This window comes from Brevibacillus sp. FW306-2-1A-C05A (genome assembly GCF_058781555.1).
The window spans coordinates 44,255-65,359 of sequence record NZ_JBYSWV010000025.1; the positions used below are offsets into that span (position 1 = coordinate 44,255).

The 21,105-nt window shown below is 54.4% G+C and carries 17 protein-coding genes; 3 read left to right on the plus strand and 14 right to left on the minus strand.

Features of this window, described 5'->3' with window-relative positions; genetic code table 11:
* Positions 1–10 precede the first annotated feature (10 nt).
* Genes gatB through gatC form a run of 3 tightly spaced genes read right to left on the minus strand, consistent with a single transcriptional unit; the run spans position 11 to position 3,249 of the window.
* Positions 11–1,447 carry an Asp-tRNA(Asn)/Glu-tRNA(Gln) amidotransferase subunit GatB gene (gatB, locus tag AC3WJN_RS15665; protein WP_005832547.1) on the minus strand — a complete coding sequence of 479 codons (1,437 nt, stop codon included), beginning with the start codon at positions 1,445–1,447 and terminating at the stop codon, positions 11–13.
* A 5-nt stretch (positions 1,448–1,452) separates the two neighbouring features.
* A complete protein-coding gene (gatA, locus tag AC3WJN_RS15670) occupies positions 1,453–2,925 on the minus strand; it encodes an Asp-tRNA(Asn)/Glu-tRNA(Gln) amidotransferase subunit GatA (RefSeq protein ID WP_007778616.1) in 1,473 nt (490 codons plus the stop codon).
* 33 nt (positions 2,926–2,958) lie between these two features.
* Positions 2,959–3,249 (minus strand): Asp-tRNA(Asn)/Glu-tRNA(Gln) amidotransferase subunit GatC, encoded by a 291-nt coding sequence (gene gatC, locus AC3WJN_RS15675; protein ID WP_005836468.1) that lies wholly within the window; start codon positions 3,247–3,249, stop codon positions 2,959–2,961.
* A 325-nt stretch (positions 3,250–3,574) separates the two neighbouring features.
* On the opposite strand from gatC, the gene AC3WJN_RS15680 reads away from it, so the two are divergent.
* Positions 3,575–3,868, plus strand: coding sequence for a hypothetical protein (locus tag AC3WJN_RS15680; protein WP_005836470.1), 294 nt, complete (start codon positions 3,575–3,577; stop codon positions 3,866–3,868).
* A 113-nt stretch (positions 3,869–3,981) separates the two neighbouring features.
* Here AC3WJN_RS15680 and asd read toward each other — a convergent pair whose 3' ends face one another.
* Positions 3,982–4,833 carry an archaetidylserine decarboxylase gene (gene asd, locus AC3WJN_RS15685; RefSeq protein ID WP_007778623.1) on the minus strand — a complete coding sequence of 284 codons (852 nt, stop codon included), beginning with the start codon at positions 4,831–4,833 and terminating at the stop codon, positions 3,982–3,984.
* A gap of 173 nt (positions 4,834–5,006) precedes the next feature.
* Here asd and AC3WJN_RS15690 point away from each other — a divergent pair, with 173 nt between their 5' ends.
* Positions 5,007–5,930 (plus strand): sensor domain-containing diguanylate cyclase, encoded by a 924-nt coding sequence (locus AC3WJN_RS15690; RefSeq protein ID WP_005836474.1) that lies wholly within the window; start codon positions 5,007–5,009, stop codon positions 5,928–5,930.
* A 96-nt stretch (positions 5,931–6,026) separates the two neighbouring features.
* Here AC3WJN_RS15690 and AC3WJN_RS15695 read toward each other — a convergent pair whose 3' ends face one another.
* The 7 genes from AC3WJN_RS15695 to AC3WJN_RS15725 all read right to left on the minus strand — a co-directional run bounded on the left by AC3WJN_RS15695 (position 6,027) and on the right by AC3WJN_RS15725 (position 16,221).
* On the minus strand, positions 6,027–6,887 hold the full coding sequence (locus tag AC3WJN_RS15695) for an MraY family glycosyltransferase (protein ID WP_237716585.1): 861 nt from the start codon (positions 6,885–6,887) through the stop codon (positions 6,027–6,029).
* A gap of 201 nt (positions 6,888–7,088) precedes the next feature.
* A complete protein-coding gene (pruA, locus tag AC3WJN_RS15700) occupies positions 7,089–8,636 on the minus strand; it encodes an L-glutamate gamma-semialdehyde dehydrogenase (protein WP_005836481.1) in 1,548 nt (515 codons plus the stop codon).
* A 249-nt stretch (positions 8,637–8,885) separates the two neighbouring features.
* A complete protein-coding gene (locus tag AC3WJN_RS15705; RefSeq protein ID WP_005836483.1) occupies positions 8,886–9,953 on the minus strand; it encodes a CamS family sex pheromone protein in 1,068 nt (355 codons plus the stop codon).
* A gap of 31 nt (positions 9,954–9,984) precedes the next feature.
* Positions 9,985–10,839 (minus strand): WD40/YVTN/BNR-like repeat-containing protein, encoded by an 855-nt coding sequence (locus AC3WJN_RS15710; RefSeq protein ID WP_005836485.1) that lies wholly within the window; start codon positions 10,837–10,839, stop codon positions 9,985–9,987.
* Positions 10,840–10,933: 94 nt separating this feature from the next.
* The gene (gene ligA, locus AC3WJN_RS15715) at positions 10,934–12,940 is read right to left on the minus strand and encodes an NAD-dependent DNA ligase LigA (protein WP_005836487.1); all 2,007 of its coding nucleotides are present in this window, start codon (positions 12,938–12,940) and stop codon (positions 10,934–10,936) included.
* Positions 12,941–12,973: 33 nt separating this feature from the next.
* The gene (gene pcrA / locus AC3WJN_RS15720) at positions 12,974–15,319 is read right to left on the minus strand and encodes a DNA helicase PcrA (protein ID WP_005836492.1); all 2,346 of its coding nucleotides are present in this window, start codon (positions 15,317–15,319) and stop codon (positions 12,974–12,976) included.
* 101 nt (positions 15,320–15,420) lie between these two features.
* Positions 15,421–16,221 carry a VanW family protein gene (locus AC3WJN_RS15725; protein ID WP_007778642.1) on the minus strand — a complete coding sequence of 267 codons (801 nt, stop codon included), beginning with the start codon at positions 16,219–16,221 and terminating at the stop codon, positions 15,421–15,423.
* 146 nt (positions 16,222–16,367) lie between these two features.
* Between AC3WJN_RS15725 and AC3WJN_RS15730 the strand changes: the two genes are divergently transcribed.
* Positions 16,368–17,483 (plus strand): DUF418 domain-containing protein, encoded by a 1,116-nt coding sequence (locus AC3WJN_RS15730; RefSeq protein ID WP_005836497.1) that lies wholly within the window; start codon positions 16,368–16,370, stop codon positions 17,481–17,483.
* A gap of 424 nt (positions 17,484–17,907) precedes the next feature.
* On the opposite strand, the gene AC3WJN_RS15735 is transcribed toward AC3WJN_RS15730, so the two are convergent.
* The 3 genes from AC3WJN_RS15735 to AC3WJN_RS15745 all read right to left on the minus strand — a co-directional run bounded on the left by AC3WJN_RS15735 (position 17,908) and on the right by AC3WJN_RS15745 (position 20,998).
* Complete coding sequence (locus tag AC3WJN_RS15735; protein WP_007778646.1) at positions 17,908–19,725, minus strand: APC family permease; 1,818 nt, start codon at positions 19,723–19,725, stop codon at positions 17,908–17,910.
* A gap of 272 nt (positions 19,726–19,997) precedes the next feature.
* On the minus strand, positions 19,998–20,690 hold the full coding sequence (gene pcrB / locus AC3WJN_RS15740; RefSeq protein WP_005833465.1) for a heptaprenylglyceryl phosphate synthase: 693 nt from the start codon (positions 20,688–20,690) through the stop codon (positions 19,998–20,000).
* A gap of 17 nt (positions 20,691–20,707) precedes the next feature.
* Positions 20,708–20,998: a YerC/YecD family TrpR-related protein gene (locus tag AC3WJN_RS15745; RefSeq protein WP_005833464.1), complete on the minus strand. Its 291-nt coding sequence runs from the start codon at positions 20,996–20,998 to the stop codon at positions 20,708–20,710.
* Between the last annotated feature and the right edge of the window lie 107 nt (positions 20,999–21,105).

The window sequence follows — 21,105 nt, forward strand, 5'->3', positions numbered from 1 at the left end:
TTGTTGTGCCTTACAGGCTGCTCAATACTTCCTGAATCAGCTTGTTCACCAACGGCGGGTTTGCTTTGCCTTTGGTTTGCTTCATGACCTGGCCGACGAAGAAAGCGGCTGCTTTTTCGTTTCCGGCCTTGTAGTCCGCTACTGCCTGCGGGTTGGCATTGACGGCGTCGATGACGATTTGGCGCAGGGCGCCCTCGTCGCTGATTTGCACCAGTCCTTTTTCCTCGACGATCTTCTTCGGATCTTTTCCGGTCTCCACCATCTCCTTGAAGACGGTTTTGGCGATTTTCGAGGAGATCGTGCCGTCTGCGATCAGCTTAATCATGTCACCCAAGCCCTGCGGCGTCATTTTCACATCGGCAAACGTCAGGTTGTTGGCGTTCAGATGGGCGAGCAGGTCTACCATCAGCCAGTTGGCGACTGCTTTCGCATCTGCGCCTGTCTTGACGGTTTCGTCGAAGAAATCCGCCGTTTCCTTGGAAATGGTGATGACCTCCGCATCTGCCTGCGACAGGCCGAACTCGTTTACGTAGCGAGCCTTGCGGGCATCCGGCAGCTCCGGAATCGTGGCGCGGACCGCTTCAATCCACTCTTCGGAGATTTGCATGCGCACCAGGTCTGGGTCCGGGAAGTACCGATAGTCGTGCGCCTCTTCTTTGGAGCGCATGCTGACCGTCTTTTTGTTCGCCTCATCCCAGCGGCGGGTTTCCTGCACGATCGTACCGCCGGAGTTCAACACTTCTGTCTGGCGCTGAACTTCGTATTCCAGCCCCATTTGCACGTTGCGGAAGGAGTTCATATTTTTCAGCTCGGTCTTGGTACCGAACTCTTTTTGCCCATATGGACGAATCGACACGTTGGCATCGCAGCGCAGCGAGCCTTGCTCCATGCGCACGTCGGACACTTCCGTGTACTGGATGATCGCTTTCAGCTTTTCCAGATAGGCGCGTGCTTCTTCCGGCGAGCGGATGTCCGGCTCGGACACGATCTCGATGAGCGGTACGCCCACGCGGTTGAAGTCTACGAGCGATTCTCCGCCGAAGTCGCTGTGCGTCAGCTTGCCCGCGTCTTCCTCCAGGTGGAGGCGGGTGATCCCGATGCGCTTCGTCTCCCCGTTGACCTCAATGTCGATCCAGCCGTTGTAGCCGATCGGCTGGTCGTACTGGGAGATTTGGTACGCTTTTGGCGAGTCCGGGTAAAAGTAGTTTTTGCGGTCGAATTTCGTCTCGCGGGAAATCTCGCAGTTGAGCGCGAGCGCTGCTTTCATTGCAAACTCTACCGCTTGCTTGTTCGTTACCGGAAGCACGCCCGGATGTCCCAGACAAATCGGGCATGTATGTGTATTCGGTGGCGCGCCGAACTCAGTCGGGCAGCCGCAGAAAATTTTGCTCTTGGTCGAAAGCTCGGCGTGAACCTCCAGGCCGATGACGGTTTCGTACTTGCTCATGCCTCTTACCCCCTCACCCATTCCGGCTTGCGCTTGCTGTAGCCTGTTGCCTGCTCGTACGCATGTGCTACGCGCAATACGGTGGATTCGTCAAACGCGCGCCCGACGATCTGCAAGCCGATCGGCAAACCGTTTTGGGCGAAGCCGCACGGTACGCTGATCGCTGGCAGCCCTGCCAGGTTGACAGGCACGGTGCAAATATCTTCCAGATACATTTTGACCGGATCGTTGACGTTTTCGCCGATCTTGAACGCGGTCGACGGCGTAGTCGGATGCAAAATGACATCGAAGTCGGCGAAAATGTTGTTGAAGTCCTGGATAATCAGCGTGCGCACCTGCTGCGCTTTTTTGTAGTAGGCGTCGTAGTAGCCGGACGAAAGCGCATAGGTTCCGAGCATGATCCGGCGTTTCACTTCCGGTCCGAAGCCTTGGCTGCGCGATTCCTTGTACAGCTCGATCAAGTTGGACGCATTGTCTGCGCGCACGCCGTAGCGCACGCCGTCGAAGCGGGCCAGGTTGGACGATGCTTCCGAGGAAGACAGCAGGTAGTAGGCTGGAACCGCGTATTCGGTATGCGGCATGGAGACTTCGCTCCAAGTTGCGCCCATGCTCTCAAGCTGCTTCAAGGCGGCGAGCACAGCCTCGCGCACCTCGGCATCAATGCCTTCGCCGATCAGCTCTTTTGGCACTCCAATGCGCAGACCTTTGACATCGCCAGTGAGCGCGGAGAGGTAATCCGGCACTTCCACATTGGCAGAGGTGGAGTCGAACTCGTCATGTCCGGCAATCGCTTGCAGCACGTATGCTGCGTCTTCTACGCTCTTGGTCACAGGTCCGATCTGGTCGAGAGAAGAAGCGAAAGCCACCAGACCGAAGCGGGACACGCGGCCGTACGTAGGCTTCAGACCGACGACACCGCAAAAAGCGGCAGGCTGGCGAATGGAGCCGCCCGTATCCGAGCCGAGCGTGAAATAGAAGTGACGGGCAGCCATCGCTGCGGCAGAACCGCCGGACGAGCCGCCTGGCACGTAATCGGTGTTCCACGGGTTTTTGGCCGGGAAGAAACCGGAGTTTTCATTGGAGCCGCCCATGGCGAACTCGTCCATGTTCAGCTTCGCCACGATCACGGCGTCCGCTTCCTTCACCTTTTTCGAAGCAGTTCCGTCATGGACAGGATCGTAGTTCGCCAAAAATTTGCTGGCGCAGGTCGTCCGTACGTCTTTTGTAATCAGGTTGTCCTTGAGCCCCGCCGGCAGACCGAAGAGAAGGCCAAGCTCCCCGTTCTCCTTAACCAGACGCTCGTCCAACTGGCGAGCATGGGCGAGCGCTCCCTCCTCATCCACGTGCAGGACGGACTTGATTTTTTCATCGTGCTCCTTGATGCTGGCGATGGAAGCCTGCACCAGGTCTGTGACCGAAAGCTCTTTTGCGCGCAAGGCGCTATGTATTTCCGACAATCGCTTGTCAAACAGCGACACAGTGGGTTCCTCCCTTCTCGTTCTCCTGACAGATTATTCGAATACAGCCGGTACCTTGAATTGCCCGTCTTCGTGATCCGGTGCGTTTTTCAGCACTTCTTCGCGCGGCAGCGACGGTCTGTTCACGTCTTCGCGCATCACGTTTTTCACATCGGTCGCGTGGCTGGTCGGCTCAATGTTGGACGTATCGAGCTCGTTCAGCTTCGCGGCAAACTCCAGGATGGCGTTCAGGTCCTTTGTGTATTGCAAAGCCTCGTCCTCCGTCAACTGCAAACGGGCCAGATTGGCTACATGCTCTACTTCTTTGCGAGTGATGGCACTCATCTCTTCCACCTCCGAATCGTATCACATAACTTTGATCTTACTTGAAAACAGCAGGTTCAGTCAATTTTCGCGCGGATTCGGCAGCATAGAAACAAAATTTTTTCGAGTAAAAATGATTGGCTGGATGATTTGAGAGGCGAAGCTGTTTCGAAAACAAGAGCGAATCCGATCGCTCCAGCTCTGGCATGCGGTCTGGCATGTCTCGGAGCCGGGCATCGTCCTGGCAATGTCTTGACTTGGAACGGTACCGCGTGAAGCGTATAATGAAAGACAAGCACCTAAAAAATGGATATTTCTAAAAATAAGGAGGATGCCCTTGAACTCAATGATCGTGCTGCTGCTGGCTGCCATCCTTTCTACGCATCATGCGCTTCCCATGTCCAACCTGCTGCTTTCAGTCCCCCGGCAGCAAATGCTTACCCCGGAGGAAGCCACGCAAGTACTGACCGCCATTTTGAGCAAAAACCCCGCTCTTGGCCCGGTAAAAATCACCTCTGTCACATACGCAAACGGGCAGTATTATATCCGTTACATTCGCGAAACCAACTGCGAGAGCGGGACACATATCATAGATGCCTATACAGGCGAGACAGTAGGCGGGACGCGGTCCCAGTGTTAAAATCAGCTTTTTGTCTGCAACCAGCGGAACATCTATATATAGCAAAAAGGAGTCCCTTTTCTCCAAAGCAGACTCCTTTTTCATTCGGCTTCTATTTTTCAGGCAACAAGCCGCTATGCTTGTTCCTTTTGCAACGTCGCCAGCAACTGCCCCATGAGCAGCGACTTCCCTTTTTCCACGCCTGCCGCCCATGTTAGCTGCGAAGATTCCAGGAGCAGGATGACGGTCGAGCCGAACTCGAACCAGCCGAGCTCGTCGCCCTTTGCGTAGTGCGGCGTGCCTTCGATCGGCTCGTCTGTTTGCCGGCCGTGCTTGATATTGGTCGTGGCGGTATTGTACACGACTTTGACGCTGCCGACGAACAGGGCGCCGACTTTTACCAGTGCGATCTCGCCCAGGCCATCCGACTCGATGTAGGTGACGAGCCGTTCATTACGGGCAAACAGTCTGTCCACATTTTCAATCCCGAGCCGGTTCACCGGATAGAGACGGCCCGGCAAATAGCTGTAGCGCACCAACTCGCCTGCCACCGGCATATGGATGCGGTGATAGTCGCGCGGGCTCAAGTAGATCGTGATGAACTTTCCGCCGTAGTAGCGCTTTGCTTCTTCCTCGGAACCGCCCAGCAGCTCTGTCACGCTGAACTCCTTGCCTTTTGCCTGAATCAGCGTGCCCTCGCATATGTCGCCGAGCTGGGAGACGGTCCCGTCTACCGGGCTGACGATAACGTCGTTGCCGGGAGCGATCGGCCTTGCTCCCGGCTTCAGACGGCGCGTAAAAAATTCCTTGAGCGTCCGGTATTCCGTTACCGGCTTTTCTATGATGGAGGCATCAATTTTATAGTGACGGATGTAGTGTTGGATCGCTAATCGACTGAAGCGAGAAGCGGTAATTTTGCCCATGGTCCGTGACATTGCGTTTTGCGGCAGTCGATGAATCAGACCTGGCAGCAGCTTTTTGCGCATAAGTGGAACTCCTTAATCGTTTTCGATTAGACAGCAAGTAGCGAATACCCTTACTTTACCACCTCCACTTACAGCCAGTAAACCCTGCACTATTACCAACGTCTCATCATTTTCTTGCCCGGACTTGCTATACTATAATAATGGGACAAGCCTACAATCAGGAGACTACAGATATGGCGAAGCTTGATATCACAACTCTCATCAGTCAGCACGGCGACATCTTGACCAGCTTATTTCATCACATGTCGGACATGTTTTTCCTTATGGCTGTGGAAAAAAACGCCGACGGGGCCTACCAGTTCCGGTATGTCCTGATGAATCCTGCCGCTATGAAAGGAGCAGGTCTTACTGAGGACACTTACGGAAAGCTGATTGAGGAAGTGTATCCGCCGGAAAAAGCAGACCTGCTCAACAGCATGTACAGACAGACGGTGGAAGACGCAAGCCCCACTCACTTCACGACAAACGGCAACATGATCGGAGAGTCGATCCTCTCTCCCGTCTTCAACTGTGAAGGGGTTTGCACCCATGTTTTTTCCGTGACCCGGGACATTACCGAGCGCAAAAAGCTGGAAAGGCAGCTCGAATACATGGCCTACCACGATGTGCTCACAGGCTTGCCAAACAGACGCCTGCTTTACGCCAATCTCCAGCAAGCTTTGGAAAAGGCTAAAGCGTCCGGCGAAATGGTCGCGGCCCTCTATCTCGATTGCGACCATTTCAAGCAAATAAACGATACTTGGGGCCATGACGCCGGCGACGTTTTTTTGCAAATGCTCGCCCAGCGCCTCCAGGCTTGTGTCCGCGAACAGGATACGGTCGCGCGTCTGGGGGGAGACGAGTTCGTCGTCATTCTCACTGGCATCCAGAACGAGCGTCAGGCGGAAAAAGTCGCGACCCGGATTTTGCATTCGCTGCAGCAACCGTGGAGCTTTCAGGGCCAGACTTTTTCATTTACGTCCAGCATCGGCATCGCGCTTTACCCTGTTTCCGCAAGCGAGGCGGACCAGTTGTTGAGCAATGCGGACAAGGCTCTGTACAAAGCGAAAGCGACGGGACGCAACCAGTTCTTTTTCTTCGATCCCGCTCAAAACTGAGCCGTTCGCCGTTTTATGGATAGATTTCGGCTACGCCAACTCATTTGGCGGCCGCTCTTTTGTCAATGGCTTCACCACGTTAAGGCAATAACGATCTCACCCGTATAAAAACAGGAACACAGACAGGACGGAAAACAGCAAGCTCACCAAGTACAGGACGACGACTGTCTGCTTGGCCGACAGCCCGAACGACATCAGCCGATGGTGAACGTGCCTGCGATCTGCCTGGTACATGGGTGATCCGGCCAACAGCCGACTAATCATCACCTGTATCGTGTCCACGACGGGCAAGCCCAGCGCCAGCACCGTCACGACCAACGAAATGAGCGTCGCCCCTTTCATTGTGCCCTCTAACGAGATTACCCCGAGCGCAAACCCCAGAAACATCGACCCGGCATCCCCCATGAAAATTTTTGCGGGATAAAAATTAAAGCGCAAAAACGCAAGCGCAGCACCTGCCAGCGCCACCGCAAGCAGAGCGGTCACCTCCTGGCCCCGGGCCATGGACAGAAAAAACAAGGTGATCGCGGAAAACGATGTCGCCCCAGCCGCCAGCCCGTCCACTCCATCCAAAAAATTCACCATGTTGATAAGTCCGACAATCCACAGCACCGTCGCCAGCAACGAAACGAGCAACGGAAACGATACGTACGCGCCTTCCTCCGCCCCGAGCCACGTCAAGCTGATGCCGCGAAACCGGATATCCAAAAGAAAAGCGAGAACGGCCACCGCCAGTTGCACCAGCAGCTTTGGGAATGCCGGAAAATCTTTTTGCCGGGCTTTGAAGGTGTCGTCCACCCAGCCGATCGCCACCAGCAGCAAACCGCCGACTGCCAAAACTGCCACCGTTTTTTGCGCCCCTGCAAAAAAAGTTGTCACCAACAGCAGCCCGACAAACATCGCCAGCCCGCCGGACAAAGGCATCGGTCTGCTGTGTCCTTTTCTTCCTCTGGGCATGTCCAGCAGCTTCGTTTTCCAGGCCAGACGGTACGCTAACGGCATCAGCAAGTAGACGAGAAAAAACGTCGAGAGTCCTGAAGCAATGTAAGTAAACAGCTACCCTCACCTGCCCGCACATCATTTTCTTACCCATTAGTGTGGACAAAAGGAGCGCAAAAAAGCCGCCCCCGTTTGGAGGCAGCTTTGTCGTGCGTTTTCTTACATTTTTTCGGAAACCATTTTTGCTTGAGTGAACAGGAGCAGGTAGTCTGGTCCGCCCGCTTTGGAGTCCGTACCGGACATGTTGAAGCCGCCGAACGGATGCACGCCAACCAGTGCGCCTGTGCACTTGCGGTTGAAGTACAGGTTGCCCACGTGGAACTCTTCGCGAGCGCGCTCCAGGTGTGCACGGTTACGGCTGATAACAGCGCCAGTCAAGCCGTACTCAGTGTTGTTTGCGATTTCCAGTGCATGGTCAAAATCGTTGGCTTTGCAGAACGCTACGACTGGGCCAAAGATTTCTTCCTGCATGATGCGAGCTTGCGGATCTACGTCAGCAAATACGGTTGGCTTGATGAAGTAGCCGGTTTCTGGGCCTTTTTCGCCACCTGCAACCAGTTTGCCTTCTGTTTTACCGATCTCGATGTATTCGAGGATTTTGTTGTAAGCTTTTTCATCGACAACCGGACCTGTGTAGAACTCGTTGGATCTTACGTCGCCTACAGTCAGTTGGTTGGTCAGCTCGACTACGCGGCCCAGCACTTGATCGTACACGTCTTGGTGAACGATCGCACGGGAGCAAGCGGAACATTTTTGACCGGAGAAGCCGAATGCGGAAGCAACGATGGATTGTGCAGCCAACTCGATGTCGCAATCGCTGTCAACCACGATGGAGTCTTTCCCGCCCATTTCTGCTACCAGGCGCTTCATCCATTTTTGGCCTGGGCGATGTTTCGCAGCCAGCTCGTTGATGCGCAGACCTACGTCACGGGAGCCTGTGAAGCTGATGAAGCGAGTCAGCGTATGTTCTACGAGGAAGTCGCCGATTTCGCTGCCGGAACCTGGCACGAAGTTTACTACGCCTGCTGGTACGCCAGCGTCTTCGAGAATTTCCATGAATTTCGCTGCGATTACTGGTGTAGTGGAAGCAGGCTTCAGCACAACGGTGTTACCCGCTACGAGAGCTGCTGTTGTCATACCGACCATGATTGCCAGAGGGAAGTTCCATGGCGGGATTACTACGCCTACGCCGAGCGGGATGTAGTACAGCTCGTTGTCTTCATCCGGAATGCGCGGCAGGTCATGGCGCTGGGACAGCTTATCCATTTGACGGCCGTAGTATTCCATGAAGTCGATTGCTTCTGCTGTGTCAGCGTCCGCTTCTGGCCAGCTTTTTCCTGCTTCTTTTACGAGCCAAGCGGAAAATTCATGCTTGCGGCGGCGCAGAATCGCTGCTGCTTTATAGAGATAACGGGAGCGCGCCTGTGCAGGTACCTTTTTCCATGTTTCGAAAGTGCTCGCTGCTGTCTGGATTGCTTTTTCAGCCAGCGCCTGGTCTGCTTGGGAAACGACGCCCACTACTTGTTCTTTGTTGGAAGGGTTGATGGAGCGGGATTTTTTCTCGGTTGTAATGCGCTCTCCACCAATGATGAGAGGGTACTCGCGGCCAAGCTCGCTTTCTACTTTGGCGAGTGCTTCTTCAAATGCCTTTTTATTTTCCGGCAGGCTAAAATTGGTAAACGCCTCGTTTTTGAATTCAACTTGCATTCGGTGACGCCTCCTTATCGATTTCTTCCTGAGATCACTCATAAAATATATGCAAGGATCATACCAACTAATACTGAGTTGCTCGACCACGATAGTGTTTGCATTTTTCGCGAAAAACAACAGCCAAGTTCAAAAAACGAAATCTGACACTTATGTTTATAAACTGCTCAATGATATACACTTTTGTTCATTCACTGCACAAAAAGCCCGATTCACACCTTGGCTGGTGCAAATCGGGCTTCTGTCCGTTTATTGACGATAAAGATGCATGTACGGTTCGCCGGATGTCGGGCGAATATAAATCGCCAGCGGTTTGTTCATCGACTGGACGTACAGGTTGACGTGAACACTTTTGTCGAACAGTTGGTTGATGCTTCCGGCGGCATACTGGGTAAACTGCAGAACCTCTGTCCGCGAGTCGTACTCCGCTGTTGCCGTGATCGTCAGCTCGGTCAGCCTGCCATCCATAAAGCGTCCCACGCCTGTCATGCCGACGTACTCCCCGAAGTAAGCCTGCGCTTGCCGCATCAGCTTGTCGTACTGCAACGACTGCTGGGCGTATTTTTTCTCGACGTCCGCGCTCGGGAAGAGGAAAAACTCCTCGTCGATCGGCTGCCACTTCGAAACGGCCGAATCGTTGGCCGCCACTGTGCCGGACATGATGAAATGGCCCGGCACGAGCGAAGAATTTGCCTCTGGGACCTGATACAGCAAAATCAGCATCGGCACGTTCGGCGTGCTCACCCGCAACGTCGAAACGATGGTGGCGGCAAGTTGCTGGCCTTTTGCTTGCAGCTCCTGCCGGGTGTAGACCATTTCCTTGCCCGTTGCATCCTGATAGTTCGGCGAAACAGACAAGCCCAGCACCATCCCGGCGAGCTGTTTGTCTTTTTTGTTCAGGTAGTCATGCTCCAGTACGTGCACCAGAATGCCGTTTTTCTGCTGCCCGTTCGTTCCGCTCGCCTTTTCCTGGGCAATCCATTGGGCTACCTGTTCTTTTTTCACCACTTGACCTTCCTGGAAATAATACTCGGAGGTCGGGAACGTATCGCGGGCAAACTCCATCAAGCCCAGCTCCAGGTGGCTGAAATCAATCCGGTATCTCGTGCTGCTGAGCATGCCGCGCGTCAAATTCGGCTTGTACGGCGTGATGCTGCCGTAGTAATCCTCGGACACTTCCACTACTTCAGACAAGGATGGCGCGGTAGGCTCGGGCGCTTGATCCTTGCCCCCTGGCAGCAACGAGCAGCCAGCGGTTGCAATCGCGAGCACAATCGCGGCTGCGTACCTGCATCCTGTCAAAAACTTCGCTTTCATACGCTACTCCTTTTGTCTTGAAAAAATGGGACTAATTCCATTTGGTCCAGCGATTGTCGCTGAGCTTGTAGATCAGCGCCGATTCGCCGATTCCCACCCATTTTGTATCGCCGTCGCCCGAGGCGATGACGATCAGCTTTTCCGGTGAGCGCGCATCGAGCAAACGCCACTCTCCCTCAATTTTTTCATAGACGCCTTTTTCAGTTGCGACAGCGAGAACGCCAGTACGCCTGTTGACGGAGAGAGAATAGATTTGTTCTGCTTCCGGAATCTCCTCTGTCTTCCACTGCCCCTCTTCATTATAGAGCAAGCTGAATTGTGCCGCTACATAGAGACGGTTCTCGTTCGGGTCAAAATCCATGGCATATACTTCCTGGTCCATCGGCTGCCAGAGAGTCCACGACCCTCCCTTGTCTGTCGACTGGTAGATGCCTTCGCCCGACACGAAGGCGAACAAGCGAACCTTTTCCCCCTGGCGCGTACCTGCAAAGCTGCGAATCTGAGCAGGCTCAGGCAATCCGTTGCTCGCCGGGGTCCAGTTTTTCCCGCCGTCCGCAGAGCGTCGCACCCCTTCGCTTCCACCGACATAAATGTGTGCGGTATCTTCCGGGTCCACAAACCAGCCGACGGTGTCAAACTGCTCCAACTGCGTCGACAACAGCCCCCACAAGCCTCCGCCAGTGGAGCTGTACAGTCCCGCATGCGTGCCCACCCATACATGTGCAGCATCCGGCGTCATCGCCAGCGTATGAATCGTCTCTCCCTTTTCCAAAACGTCCTGATAGGTCAAGTCACCTTGCAGAGCAGCCGCCATAACCGAAGAGGGAGCTGGCTTCTCCTGTACGTCGCCGCCATCGCTGCAACCGCCCAAGAGCAGCACTGCCATTGCTCCTATTCCCCATCGCTTAAAGCTACCCATGCTCTTCACGTCCCTTCCCTTGCTCATCCGTCTGTCGCCGCTGTTTTCTCTTTCGGCGCTGTTATTTGAGAATCTCCAAAAATCCGGCTTCGTCCATGACAGCTACGCCCAGTTTTTCGGCCTTTTCCAGCTTGGAGCCGGCTTTTTCTCCCGCAATGACCAGATCGGTCTTTTTGCTGACGCTGCTCGTCACCTTGCCGCCCAGGCGGACAATCGCTTCCTCTGCCTCCTGGCGGGACATTTGCGTCAGCGTCCCCGTGAGTACAATCGTCTTGCCGGAAAACGGCAAATCTGCCCCCGCTTCGACGCGAACGCCTTTGTACTCCATGTTCACACCGGCCGCCTTCAGCCGCTCGATGACGGCCTGTGCCTGCGGCTGGGCGAAGTAGTTGATGAGACTCGCTGCCATTTTCGGCCCGATCTCGTTAATTTGCGTCAGCTCTTCCTCGGAAGCTTGCATGATCGCGTCCATATGGCCAAAATGCTCCGCCAGCACACGCGCTGCCTTGGCTCCGACCAGGCGAATGCCAAGGCCGAACAGCACGCGCTCCAGCGAGTTTTCCTTGCTCGCTTCAATCGCTGCCAGCAGGTTGTCTACAGACTTCTCGCCCATGCGCTCCATGCCGAGCAACACATCGCGCTGCTGGTGCAGGTAGTACAGGTCTGCCACGCTGTGAATGATGCCGTCGCGGTACAGTTGCGCCACCACTTTTTCACCCAGTCCGTCGATGTTCATCGCTGTGCGGGACACAAAGTGAATCATGCCTTCGCGAATCAGCGCCGGACACATCGGATTGATGCAGCGCAGGGCGACTTCTTCCTCCAGCCGCACCAGCTCGCTGCCGCACTCCGGACAATGCGTCGGCATGGCAAACGGCGTCTCGTTCCCGGTGCGGCGCTCCGGCAGTACCGCAATGATCTCGGGAATGATGTCGCCCGCTTTTTTCACGACGACGTGGTCGCCAATCAGCAAGCCTTTTTCCCGGATAATGTCTTCGTTGTGCAAGGAAGCGCGCTTGACCGTCGTGCCCGCCAGGCTGACCGGCTTCAAGAGGGCCGTTGGCGTCACGCTCCCGGTTCGTCCTACCGACACCTCAATGCCTTCGAGAATCGTGATCGCTTCCTCCGCAGGAAACTTGTAGGCGATGGCCCAGCGCGGGCTTTTGGCTGTATAGCCCAGCTCTTCCTGCTGCGCGTAGCTGTCTACCTTGATGACCATGCCGTCGATTTCGTAAGGCAGGCTCGGGCGTTTTTGCGTCCAGCTTTCGATAAAAGCGAGCAGCTCCCCGACGTCCTCGAAGACGCGGCGCTCCTTATTCACCTTGAACCCGAGCGATTCGAGCAGGTCCAGCCCCTCGCTGTGGGACTCGACAGTCTCGCCGTGCAGCTCGCCGATGCCGTAGATGAAGATGTCGAGCTGACGGGAGGCGGCAATTTTCGGATCGAGCTGGCGCAGCGAGCCTGCCGCCGAGTTGCGCGGATTGGCAAACAACGGTTCCCCGCGTTCTTCCCGCTCCCGGTTCAGCTTTTCAAAGGCAGCCTTTGGCATGTATGCCTCGCCGCGCACTTCCAATGTCAGCGGCCTGGTCAACCTGAGCGGAATCGAGCGGATGGTTTTCAGGTTTTGCGTAATATCCTCGCCGATCGTTCCGTCCCCGCGCGTCGCTCCGCGGACAAACACCCCGTTTTCGTAGTGAAGGGAAACGGCCAGCCCGTCGATTTTCAGCTCTGCCACGTAACGCACGGCCTGGCTGCCCACTGCCTGGCGGACGCGGCGGTCAAAATCTCTGATGTCCGCTTCGCCAAAGGCGTTGCCAAGGCTGAGCATCGGCGTCTTGTGCACGACCTTTTCAAAGAATGGCAAAGGTTCCCCCCCAACGCGCTGAGTAGGAGAATCCGGGGAAGCCAGCTCTGGAAACTGGGTTTCCAGCTCGATAAGCTCCCGCATCAATTGATCGTATTCCTGGTCGGTAATCTCAGGCCGATCTTCTTCGTAGTAAAGACGATTATGCCGCTCAATTCGTTTCGCCAATTCCTTGATTTTTGTTTCCGCCGTCAATCGATCCATCTCGTTCATCCTTTACTTTAACGATAGTTCTGCTTATGTCCGCTGTATCGGTGCGAATTTCGCGAGCAGCTTCTTGATGCCTGTCGGGCTTGGAAACGCGATATCAAGCTCCATGTCGTCTCCCGTGCCTTTGACCTTGACGACAGTGCCTGTGCCCCACTTGCCATGCTGCACCCTGTCCCCGACTTTCCAATCCACTCCAGCTCCCTGGCCGTGTCCGGGTAGCTTGTCGCCAGCCTGCATGCCTGGGCGGGAAAACGTTGCCTGAGAGCCTCCGGCAAAGCGCTGCGCCATGCCCGGCTTTGTCGCGCCGAAGCCACCGCCGCCTGCTTGCGAAGTCGTGGAGCCAAACGCTCTCGCCCCCGGATCGCGCTGGCCGAATGCTCCGCCGCGACTGCCGCCAAAGCTCCGCTCCGCAGCAGCAGGGTTTCCTTCCAACAGCTCTGGCGGGATTTCCTGCAAAAAGCGCGATGGCACGCTCACATTCGTCCGGCCGAACAGCGTCCGCATCCGTGCGCACGTCATGTACAGCCGCTCCTCTGCCCGGGTAATGCCTACATACGCGAGGCGGCGCTCCTCCTCCATCTCGGCATCGTCAAACAACGAACGGCTGTGCGGGAACACGCCTTCCTCCAGGCCGACGAGGAACACGACAGGAAACTCCAAACCTTTGGCGCTGTGCAGCGTCATCAGGACAACCTGCCCATTTTCCGCTACCTCTTCTTTTTCCCCGTCTTCTCCGAGCGAGTCGATGTCCGCAACCAGTGCCAGATCGGTCAAAAACGCGAGCAAGCTCTTGTCTTCGTTTTTGCGCTCAAACTCCTGCGTCACAGACAGAAACTCCTCGATGTTCTCCAGTCTGGCCTGCGCTTCGATCGTTTTATCCTCTTTGAGCGATTCGCGGTAGCCGGAGCGCTTCAGCACTTCCTCTACCAACTCGGTCACGCTCAAGTAGTCGGTCATCTGCATCAGGTTGGTAATCAGGTCGTTAAACGACAAAATCGCATTCGTCGTGCGCGACGGCAGCCCCATGTAGGCGGCCTCCTGAATCGCCTGATACAGCGACTGGCCGTTTGCATTGGCGTACGCTTGCAGCTTTTCAACCGTCGTGTCCCCGATATTGCGCTTGGGCACGTTGATGATGCGCTGCAGGCTGATGTCGTCGTCCGGGTTGGAAATGAGGCGCAGGTAAGCCAGGATGTCCTTGATCTCTTTGCGGTCGTAGAACTTCGTTCCGCCGACGATCGTGTACGGAATGTTCGACTTGATGAACACATCCTCCACCACACGGGACTGGGCGTTTGTCCGGTACAGGACGGCAAACTTGTCGTAGCGCTTGTACTGCGGCAGTTGCTTGCGGATCGTATCGACGATGAAGTACGCCTCGTCGTGCTCGGAGTCGCCCTGAAAACACATGATTTTGTCGCCGCCCGGATTTTCCGTCCACAGCTTCTTTTCCTTGCGCAGCTTGTTGTTGGCGATCACCTCGTTGGCTGCCTGCAAAATCGTTTTTGTCGAGCGGTAGTTTTGCTCCAGCTTGATGAGCTTCGCTTCCGGATAGTCTTTTTCAAAGTTGAGGATGATGGAAATATCCGCGCCCCGCCATTTGTAAATACTTTGGTCGGCGTCCCCCACGCAGCATACGTTGCGGTATTTGTCCGCGAGCATGGAGATCAACAGGTACTGGGCCCGGTTCGTATCCTGGTACTCGTCCACGTGAATGTAGCGGAATTTTTTCTGGTAAAACTCGAGCACTTCCGGCACTTCTTTGAACAGGCGAACAGTCGTCATAATCAAGTCGTCGAAGTCCAGCGACTGGTTGCTTTTCAGCTTTTTCTGGTACGCCTCGTACACCTTCGCGGCGACCTGCGCAAACGGATCTCCGGCAAGTCTGGCGAAAGTGTCCGGGTCTGTCAGTTCGTTTTTCGCTCCGCTGATGGCAGCCAAAATCGAGCGCGGCTCATACTGCTTGGGATCAATGTTTAGCTCCTTCAGGCATTGCTTGACGACCGACAACTGATCGCCCGCGTCGAGAATCGTAAAGCTGCGGCTGATGCCGAGTCGGTCAATGTCTCTGCGCAAAATTCGCACACACAGGGAGTGAAACGTCGACAGCCACGTATCCTGCGCCGCCGCGCCGCCAATGATCGCCGCCACGCGGTTTTGCATCTCCCGCGCCGCCTTGTTGGTGAAGGTGATGGCGAGAATGCTCCACGGCGCCACCTGTTTCACGCTGATGAGGTACGCGATGCGCTGCGTCAGCACTTTGGTCTTGCCGCTGCCCGCACCGGCCAAAATCAGGACAGGGCCTTCTGTAGTCAGTACGGCTTCCCGCTGCTGCGGGTTCAAGCCTGCTGTAATTCGTTCTGCTAAAACCATATGTATAAGTCCACCTTTCCACGTTCCCTAGACGAGTGCATATGTTCCTATTTTCGCACAGATCGCACTTGAGTTCCAGTTCGTAAACGGGCGAGGAAAGATCATCCTTTTGGCAAAAGCGGCTCGTACATCATATAGGCGCGATTCTCCGTCAGCCACTCCTGTTCCAGCCAGGTCCCGTCCTGCGCATACACATTGCGGTAAAGCTGATTGCTCCGTTCGTAGCCGCCCCAGATCGACGGGGTGATGGCGTGTTCTTTTTCGATAATCTCATACGTTCGTGTCGGGGGCATGTCGGAGCGCCACTCTCCGACCAGATGCGTGTCGGTCAGGTAGACGTGAAGCTGGAACGTTTGCTTCGTCCGGTTTTCGATCTGCAAGTCGAGGTAGTTGTAAAAACAGGTCGCACCGCTTCCGAACGGCTGCGTCCGGTTGGCGTCGGGAAAAACGTCGTAGCTGTGGCGGTGGCGCTCGGTGACCGTCAAGGGCGTATGCAGCGTCATCCAGTACAGCAAATTCGAGAGCTGACACAACCCGCCGCCGATTCCGGCTGTGACGCGCCCGTACGAGAGCAGCATCCCCTCCACGTAGCCTTTTCCTTTTGTCGGCTTGCCAATCAGCTTCCAATAGGAAAAGGTTTCACCCGGCCGCAGCATTACTTTGTCCAGGCGAGCTGTCGCCAGTCGCAAATTGATGACTTTGTTGTGCTGCATCCACATCTCGACGTTTTGCAACCGCCGCAGCAATATCGTCTGGTGGGAAAAATGCACATGCGAAAGCAGCTCGCTTTTTTTCTCGCGGGCGAATCTCGTTCGTCCCACCAGCCACTGAATCCGTCTTTTCCCGCGGTAATAGACGATGCCTGCCGCGAGCCTCCACCTTCCCCGCGCAATCGGCTTCATCCTCGCGCCTCCTCTTTTTTCCTGATTTATAACATGTAGACGACGCGTCAGGCCCGTTAGTTGCGAAAAAGGCTCCTTCCGATTTTGTAAGGGCGTCGTAAGCCAATTCTCTTTCCTCGCCCCTCCCTGTGCGGTAGGATGAAGAGGTGTCTGTTTTTGTTTGGACATTCATCTATGGAAAAAAGGAAGTGATCGGCTTGTCAGCCTTTGCTCCCATCGGGAACCAACGGATCAACACATTGGACACCGTGCGCGGGTTCGCCCTGCTCGGCATCGTCCTGGTCAACATATTGCCGCTTCTCTCCGTGCAGACACCTGCTCCCGGCAGCGTTGACGCCTGGCTGTTCCAGTTTTTCAACTTTGCCGTGGAATCGCGCTTTTTCGTGATTTTCTCGTTTTTGTTTGGCGTCGGCTTCCATCTGTTTGTCAGCCGGGCAAAAGAAAAAGGCGCAAACAGCACCGCCCTGTTCATTCGCCGATTGATTGCGCTTCTGGCCTTCGGCTTCGTGCACAAAATGTTTCATCCGGGAGAAGCGTTGTTCATTTACGCCATCTTCGGCTTTATGCTGATGCCTTTTTACCGCCTGCGCGCTAAAACAAATCTGGCAATCGGTCTTATTCTCTCCATCCTGGTTTGCGCCACAGGCGTGAAGCCGTTTCTCGTGCTGCCGCTGTTCATTCTCGGCCTGTCCGTCGGGCAATTCGGGGTTTTTCAGGACATTCCCCGCTTCCTGCCCGCGATCAAAAAGGTGCAAGGAATCGCCTTCGCGCTCACGCTGCTCGGCTTGTACGCCCAGTATCAATTCCTGCCATCCGATCCGTTCATGTCGGCCCAGACGATCGTCGTGGACGATATCTCGGAGCAACAACTGCTGGAGCTTACGTATTACACGATCGCCCTGACCTCGACAGGCTTTGTCATGTCGGCGTTTTACACAACGACGCTGATCCGGCTGTTGGAGCACCGCAGCGTGCAAAAGGCGCTGGCGCCGCTGACCAGCTACGGGCGGATGGCGCTGACGAACTACGTGGGACAGACGGTGCTGATTTTGGCTGGCGGCTATTTGTTTGGCTGGTACGGCACGCTCAGCTACTGGCAGTCCACGCTCATTTGTCTCGGCATTTACGCGCTGCAAATGGCGTGCAGCATGCTGTGGCTGTCGGTCTTTCGCATGGGGCCGCTGGAATGGGTGTGGCGCGTATGCACGTATATGCGGGTGACGCCTCTTTTGAAGGGCAGCAAGGAGCGGGGGCGCGCCTGATAGCTTGCTAGGGCTTGCATTTAACAGTATTGACCCTTCTGGCCCTTCCTCTTCGAAGTGAATTTGGAAAAAATGAGCAATCCGTTCTTTTGATGGATTGCTCGTTTCACCTATACCCGATATCCTACTTATTGAGATGAAGATGATGACTATTTTGGAAGTCTTCTACATGCCTGAAATAGTGACTCTTCTGTTAGCTGCTGCGTTTAATTTAAGGAGCATAGCCAAACAAAACGACAAAATCATAAAGTTGCTAGAGGAATTAAAAAAATAAAGATAGCAGCCTAAAAACCGCCAGAATGTACAAATTCGGCGGTTTCTTTTCGACAATCGAATTAAGCTTTTCGTTGGAGGTTTCACGCTGATCGCGACTGCCATTCTAGTGCGGAAGGTGTTTGGACAACTGCAACAAAAATGCAACGCCTCACTTCTTCAACCGATACGGCACCGTAGCGATTTTCACATCCTGCCTGGCAAATAAATACGCCCGAATCAGCAAACTCGTCTGGTTATGCAGCAGGTTATGCCACCAGCGCTTTGTAATAAACTGTGGAATCATGACCGTAACATGGTCGGTTTCGGCCTTTTTCCATTCCACCGTGTCAATAAACTTAAACAACGGCCTGATGATACTACGGTAGTGCGAACGCAAAACAATCAAGCGCACTCCCGGATTCCACTGCGCCCATTTTTCCTCCATTTTTTTCATGTCCTCATCACTGAATCCTACATAGACAGCCACGATGTCGTCCGTCAATGATTGCGCATAACTGATCGTGTTTTTTACCACCTGCGATATGCCCGCCACCGGGATCACAATGACACTGCCTTTTGGCTCCGGCTTATCGGTTTCAACATCCAGCCGCAGCTCATCGGCCAAATCTCTGTAGTGCCTGTTAATTTTGCGGAAGATAAAAATGACGATGGGCAGGAAAATAAAAATCGACCACACCTGCGTGAACTTGGTAAGCAAGAAGATCAGGCAAATCGTCAAGGTCGTGAGCATGCCCAACGTATTAATCAGAAAAGGCGTGAGCCAGCCTGGCGGTTTTTTCGTGATCCATCGCTTCATCATCCCTGCCTGTGACAGCGTAAACGGGATAAACACACCAAGCGCGTATAACGGGATCAGATTTTCTGTTTCTCCTTGAAACGCAATAATTAAGATTCCTGAAAGAATCGCCAAAAAAATGATTCCGTTCGAAAACCCCAGACGATCTCCCCGGACCATAAACATGTTGGGCATGAATCTGTCCTTCGACAGCATAAAGGCAAGCAAAGGAAAGGCCGCAAAAGCCGTATTGGCTGCAAGGAACAAAATAAGCGCTGTAACAGCCTGAATGAAGTAGTACAGGATTCCGCGCCCAAAAACCGTTGAAGCGATTTGCGACACTACTGTTTCCTTTGGACTCGGCGCAATCCCGTACGCGTAAGCCAGCAGGCTGATTCCCATGAACATAATGCCAAGGATCAATCCCATGGTGATAAGCGTCAAAGCTGCGTTTTTCGGTGCTGGCTCCCTGAAATTCGGAATGGCGTTGGAGACAGCTTCTACCCCTGTCAATGCCGAGCAGCCTGAACTAAAAGCCCGCAAAAGCAGGAATAACGTAATGCCTGGAACAACTGCGCCGTATTCGGGAGATGGCGTGTGAACGTTCCCGGCTATCCATTGATACACGCCGCCAATGATTAAGGCGAGAATGGCTACGACAAAAAAATACACGGGGTACATTAAAATCGTAGCCGACTCCGTGATGCCCCGTAAATTCAAGAGCGTGACAATGAAAATCATCAGAAGGGCAACCAGCACGCGATGTTCATGCAGAGCCGGAAATGCCGATGTAATCGCGTCTGTGGAAGCGGACGTACTCACCGCCACAGTCAAAATGTAATCCACGAGCAAGGAACCGCCTGCAACCAGCCCTGTCGTGGTTCCCAAATTGTCCTTTGCCACAATGTATGCTCCGCCGCCTGTCGTATAAGCGAATATCGTTTGGCGGTAGGACAAAATCAGGATAGTTAACAGGCCGACAACGGCAATCGAGATCGGGATGGAATACCATAGCGCTGCAGCGCCCACCGTTATTAATACGAGAAGAATCTGCTCGGTTCCGTAAGCTACGGAAGATAGCGCATCAGATGAAAGGACCGCTAACGCTTTTACTTTGCTTAATTTTTCTGCTGCAAGCTCGTTTGTTTTCATCGGTCTTCCGATCAGGAAGCGCTTGAAATCGGATATCATCTATATTCTGCCCCTTACCAGATTTTCGGTTAGTTTCCCCGCCGTTTCCAAAATTAAACGAACCGGTCCACCTGCTGCTAATCATGCACGGCTGCTCATTTTTTCTTATGTCAGACTACCCGAACCTTGCTCGCTTCCAGCTAAACAAGGCAACAAAAAAGCAGCCTGCACGATCTGTCACGCGGCTGCGCCCCAACCCATTTTCTTCCAAAATATATGCTTTCGCAAAAAAAAGAGAGCCTTCCATCATTCTGGCTCTCGTCTTCTGTCTGCTATTGTTCACCCTTCACGGCAGCCACTGTCGCCAAAGCTGCTTGCAGGTCGTCATAAATCACGTTGCCCACGACTACCGTGTCGGCAATCGCCGCCATTTCCGCCGCTTGCTGCGGAGTGCGAATGCCGCCCCCGTAAAAGACGTGGGCTTCGTCGGCCCCTGCCTTGCACGCCTTGACGATAGCAGGATCGCCGTAGGTGCCGCTGTACTCCAAATAGACGACAGGCAAACGGCAGATTTTGGTCGCGACTTGCGCGTATGCCTTCGCTTCTGCGGCGTCTGCGATCGGCCGCGCGCGCGTCAGCTCGGCCACTCCTGCTGCGGGATTGGCGATGAGATACCCTTCCGTAATGATCTCGTCCCAGTGAATATAGGCGCCATATGCTTTCAGCCCGGTGACGTGCGGCGTAAACGTCCAGTCAGGATCACCCGCATTCAGCACGAGCGGGATCAAATACGAATCAAATCCGGGCACAACCGCATCGAGCGAAGAAATCTCCAGCACAGCCGGAACCGCGTAGCGGCGAATGCGGGACATCAGATCGAGCGTGTTGTCGAATGTCACGCCGTACGTGCCGCCGACAATAATCGCATCGGTACCGGACTCGCAAATCAGTTCCAGCGCCTCGTCGTCGATCGTTTTGTCCGGGTCCAGTTTAAACGTATGGCGCCAACTGCGATAGTCAATCAACGTTGCCTGCCTCCTAGCTATTTTCCAATGCGCTCCAGCGCCATCTGATATCCGTCGTTGCCGTAGTTCAGGCAGCGTTTGACGCGGGAGATGGTGGCTGTGCTGGCCCCGGTCTCCGCTTCGATCTGGTTGTAGGTAAAGCCTTTGCGAAGCATGCGCGCTACTTCCAGCCGCTGCGCCAGCGACTGCATTTCGTTTACCGTGCACAAATCGTCAAAAAATTGATAGCACTCTTCCATTGTTTCCAGAGACAGAATCGCTTCAAAAAGCTGTTCAATCCCTTTCCCCTTCAGTTTTTCCAGTTGCATGTTCGTCACCCCGATTATGGTCTCCGTCTTCCGGACGGTTTCTCGCTGTACAATTTTTAAGCACTAAAGCCTTACAATTAATCTTAGAAGAAACCGCCTTCATCCGC

Excerpts from the sequence above, each read along its gene's own strand:
- AC3WJN_RS15745 (WP_005833464.1), bottom strand. The coding sequence starts at position 20,998 with ATGCAACTGGAAAAACTGAAGGGGAAAGGGATTGAACAGCTTTTTGAA.
- AC3WJN_RS15690 (WP_005836474.1), top strand. The coding sequence starts at position 5,007 with ATGGCGAAGCTTGATATCACAACTCTCATCAGTCAGCACGGCGACATC.
- gatB (WP_005832547.1), bottom strand. The coding sequence starts at position 1,447 with ATGAGCAAGTACGAAACCGTCATCGGCCTGGAGGTTCACGCCGAGCTT.
- AC3WJN_RS15695 (WP_237716585.1), bottom strand. The coding sequence starts at position 6,887 with ATGCCCAGAGGAAGAAAAGGACACAGCAGACCGATGCCTTTGTCCGGC.
- pcrA (WP_005836492.1), bottom strand. The coding sequence starts at position 15,319 with ATGGTTTTAGCAGAACGAATTACAGCAGGCTTGAACCCGCAGCAGCGG.
- asd (WP_007778623.1), bottom strand. The coding sequence starts at position 4,833 with ATGCGCAAAAAGCTGCTGCCAGGTCTGATTCATCGACTGCCGCAAAAC.
- AC3WJN_RS15680 (WP_005836470.1), top strand. The coding sequence starts at position 3,575 with ATGATCGTGCTGCTGCTGGCTGCCATCCTTTCTACGCATCATGCGCTT.
- AC3WJN_RS15705 (WP_005836483.1), bottom strand. The coding sequence starts at position 9,953 with ATGAAAGCGAAGTTTTTGACAGGATGCAGGTACGCAGCCGCGATTGTG.
- AC3WJN_RS15710 (WP_005836485.1), bottom strand. The coding sequence starts at position 10,839 with ATGGCAGTGCTGCTCTTGGGCGGTTGCAGCGATGGCGGCGACGTACAG.
- AC3WJN_RS15735 (WP_007778646.1), bottom strand. The coding sequence starts at position 19,725 with ATGATATCCGATTTCAAGCGCTTCCTGATCGGAAGACCGATGAAAACA.
- AC3WJN_RS15725 (WP_007778642.1), bottom strand. The coding sequence starts at position 16,221 with ATGAAGCCGATTGCGCGGGGAAGGTGGAGGCTCGCGGCAGGCATCGTC.
- pruA (WP_005836481.1), bottom strand. The coding sequence starts at position 8,636 with ATGCAAGTTGAATTCAAAAACGAGGCGTTTACCAATTTTAGCCTGCCG.
- gatC (WP_005836468.1), bottom strand. The coding sequence starts at position 3,249 with ATGAGTGCCATCACTCGCAAAGAAGTAGAGCATGTAGCCAATCTGGCC.
- ligA (WP_005836487.1), bottom strand. The coding sequence starts at position 12,940 with ATGGATCGATTGACGGCGGAAACAAAAATCAAGGAATTGGCGAAACGA.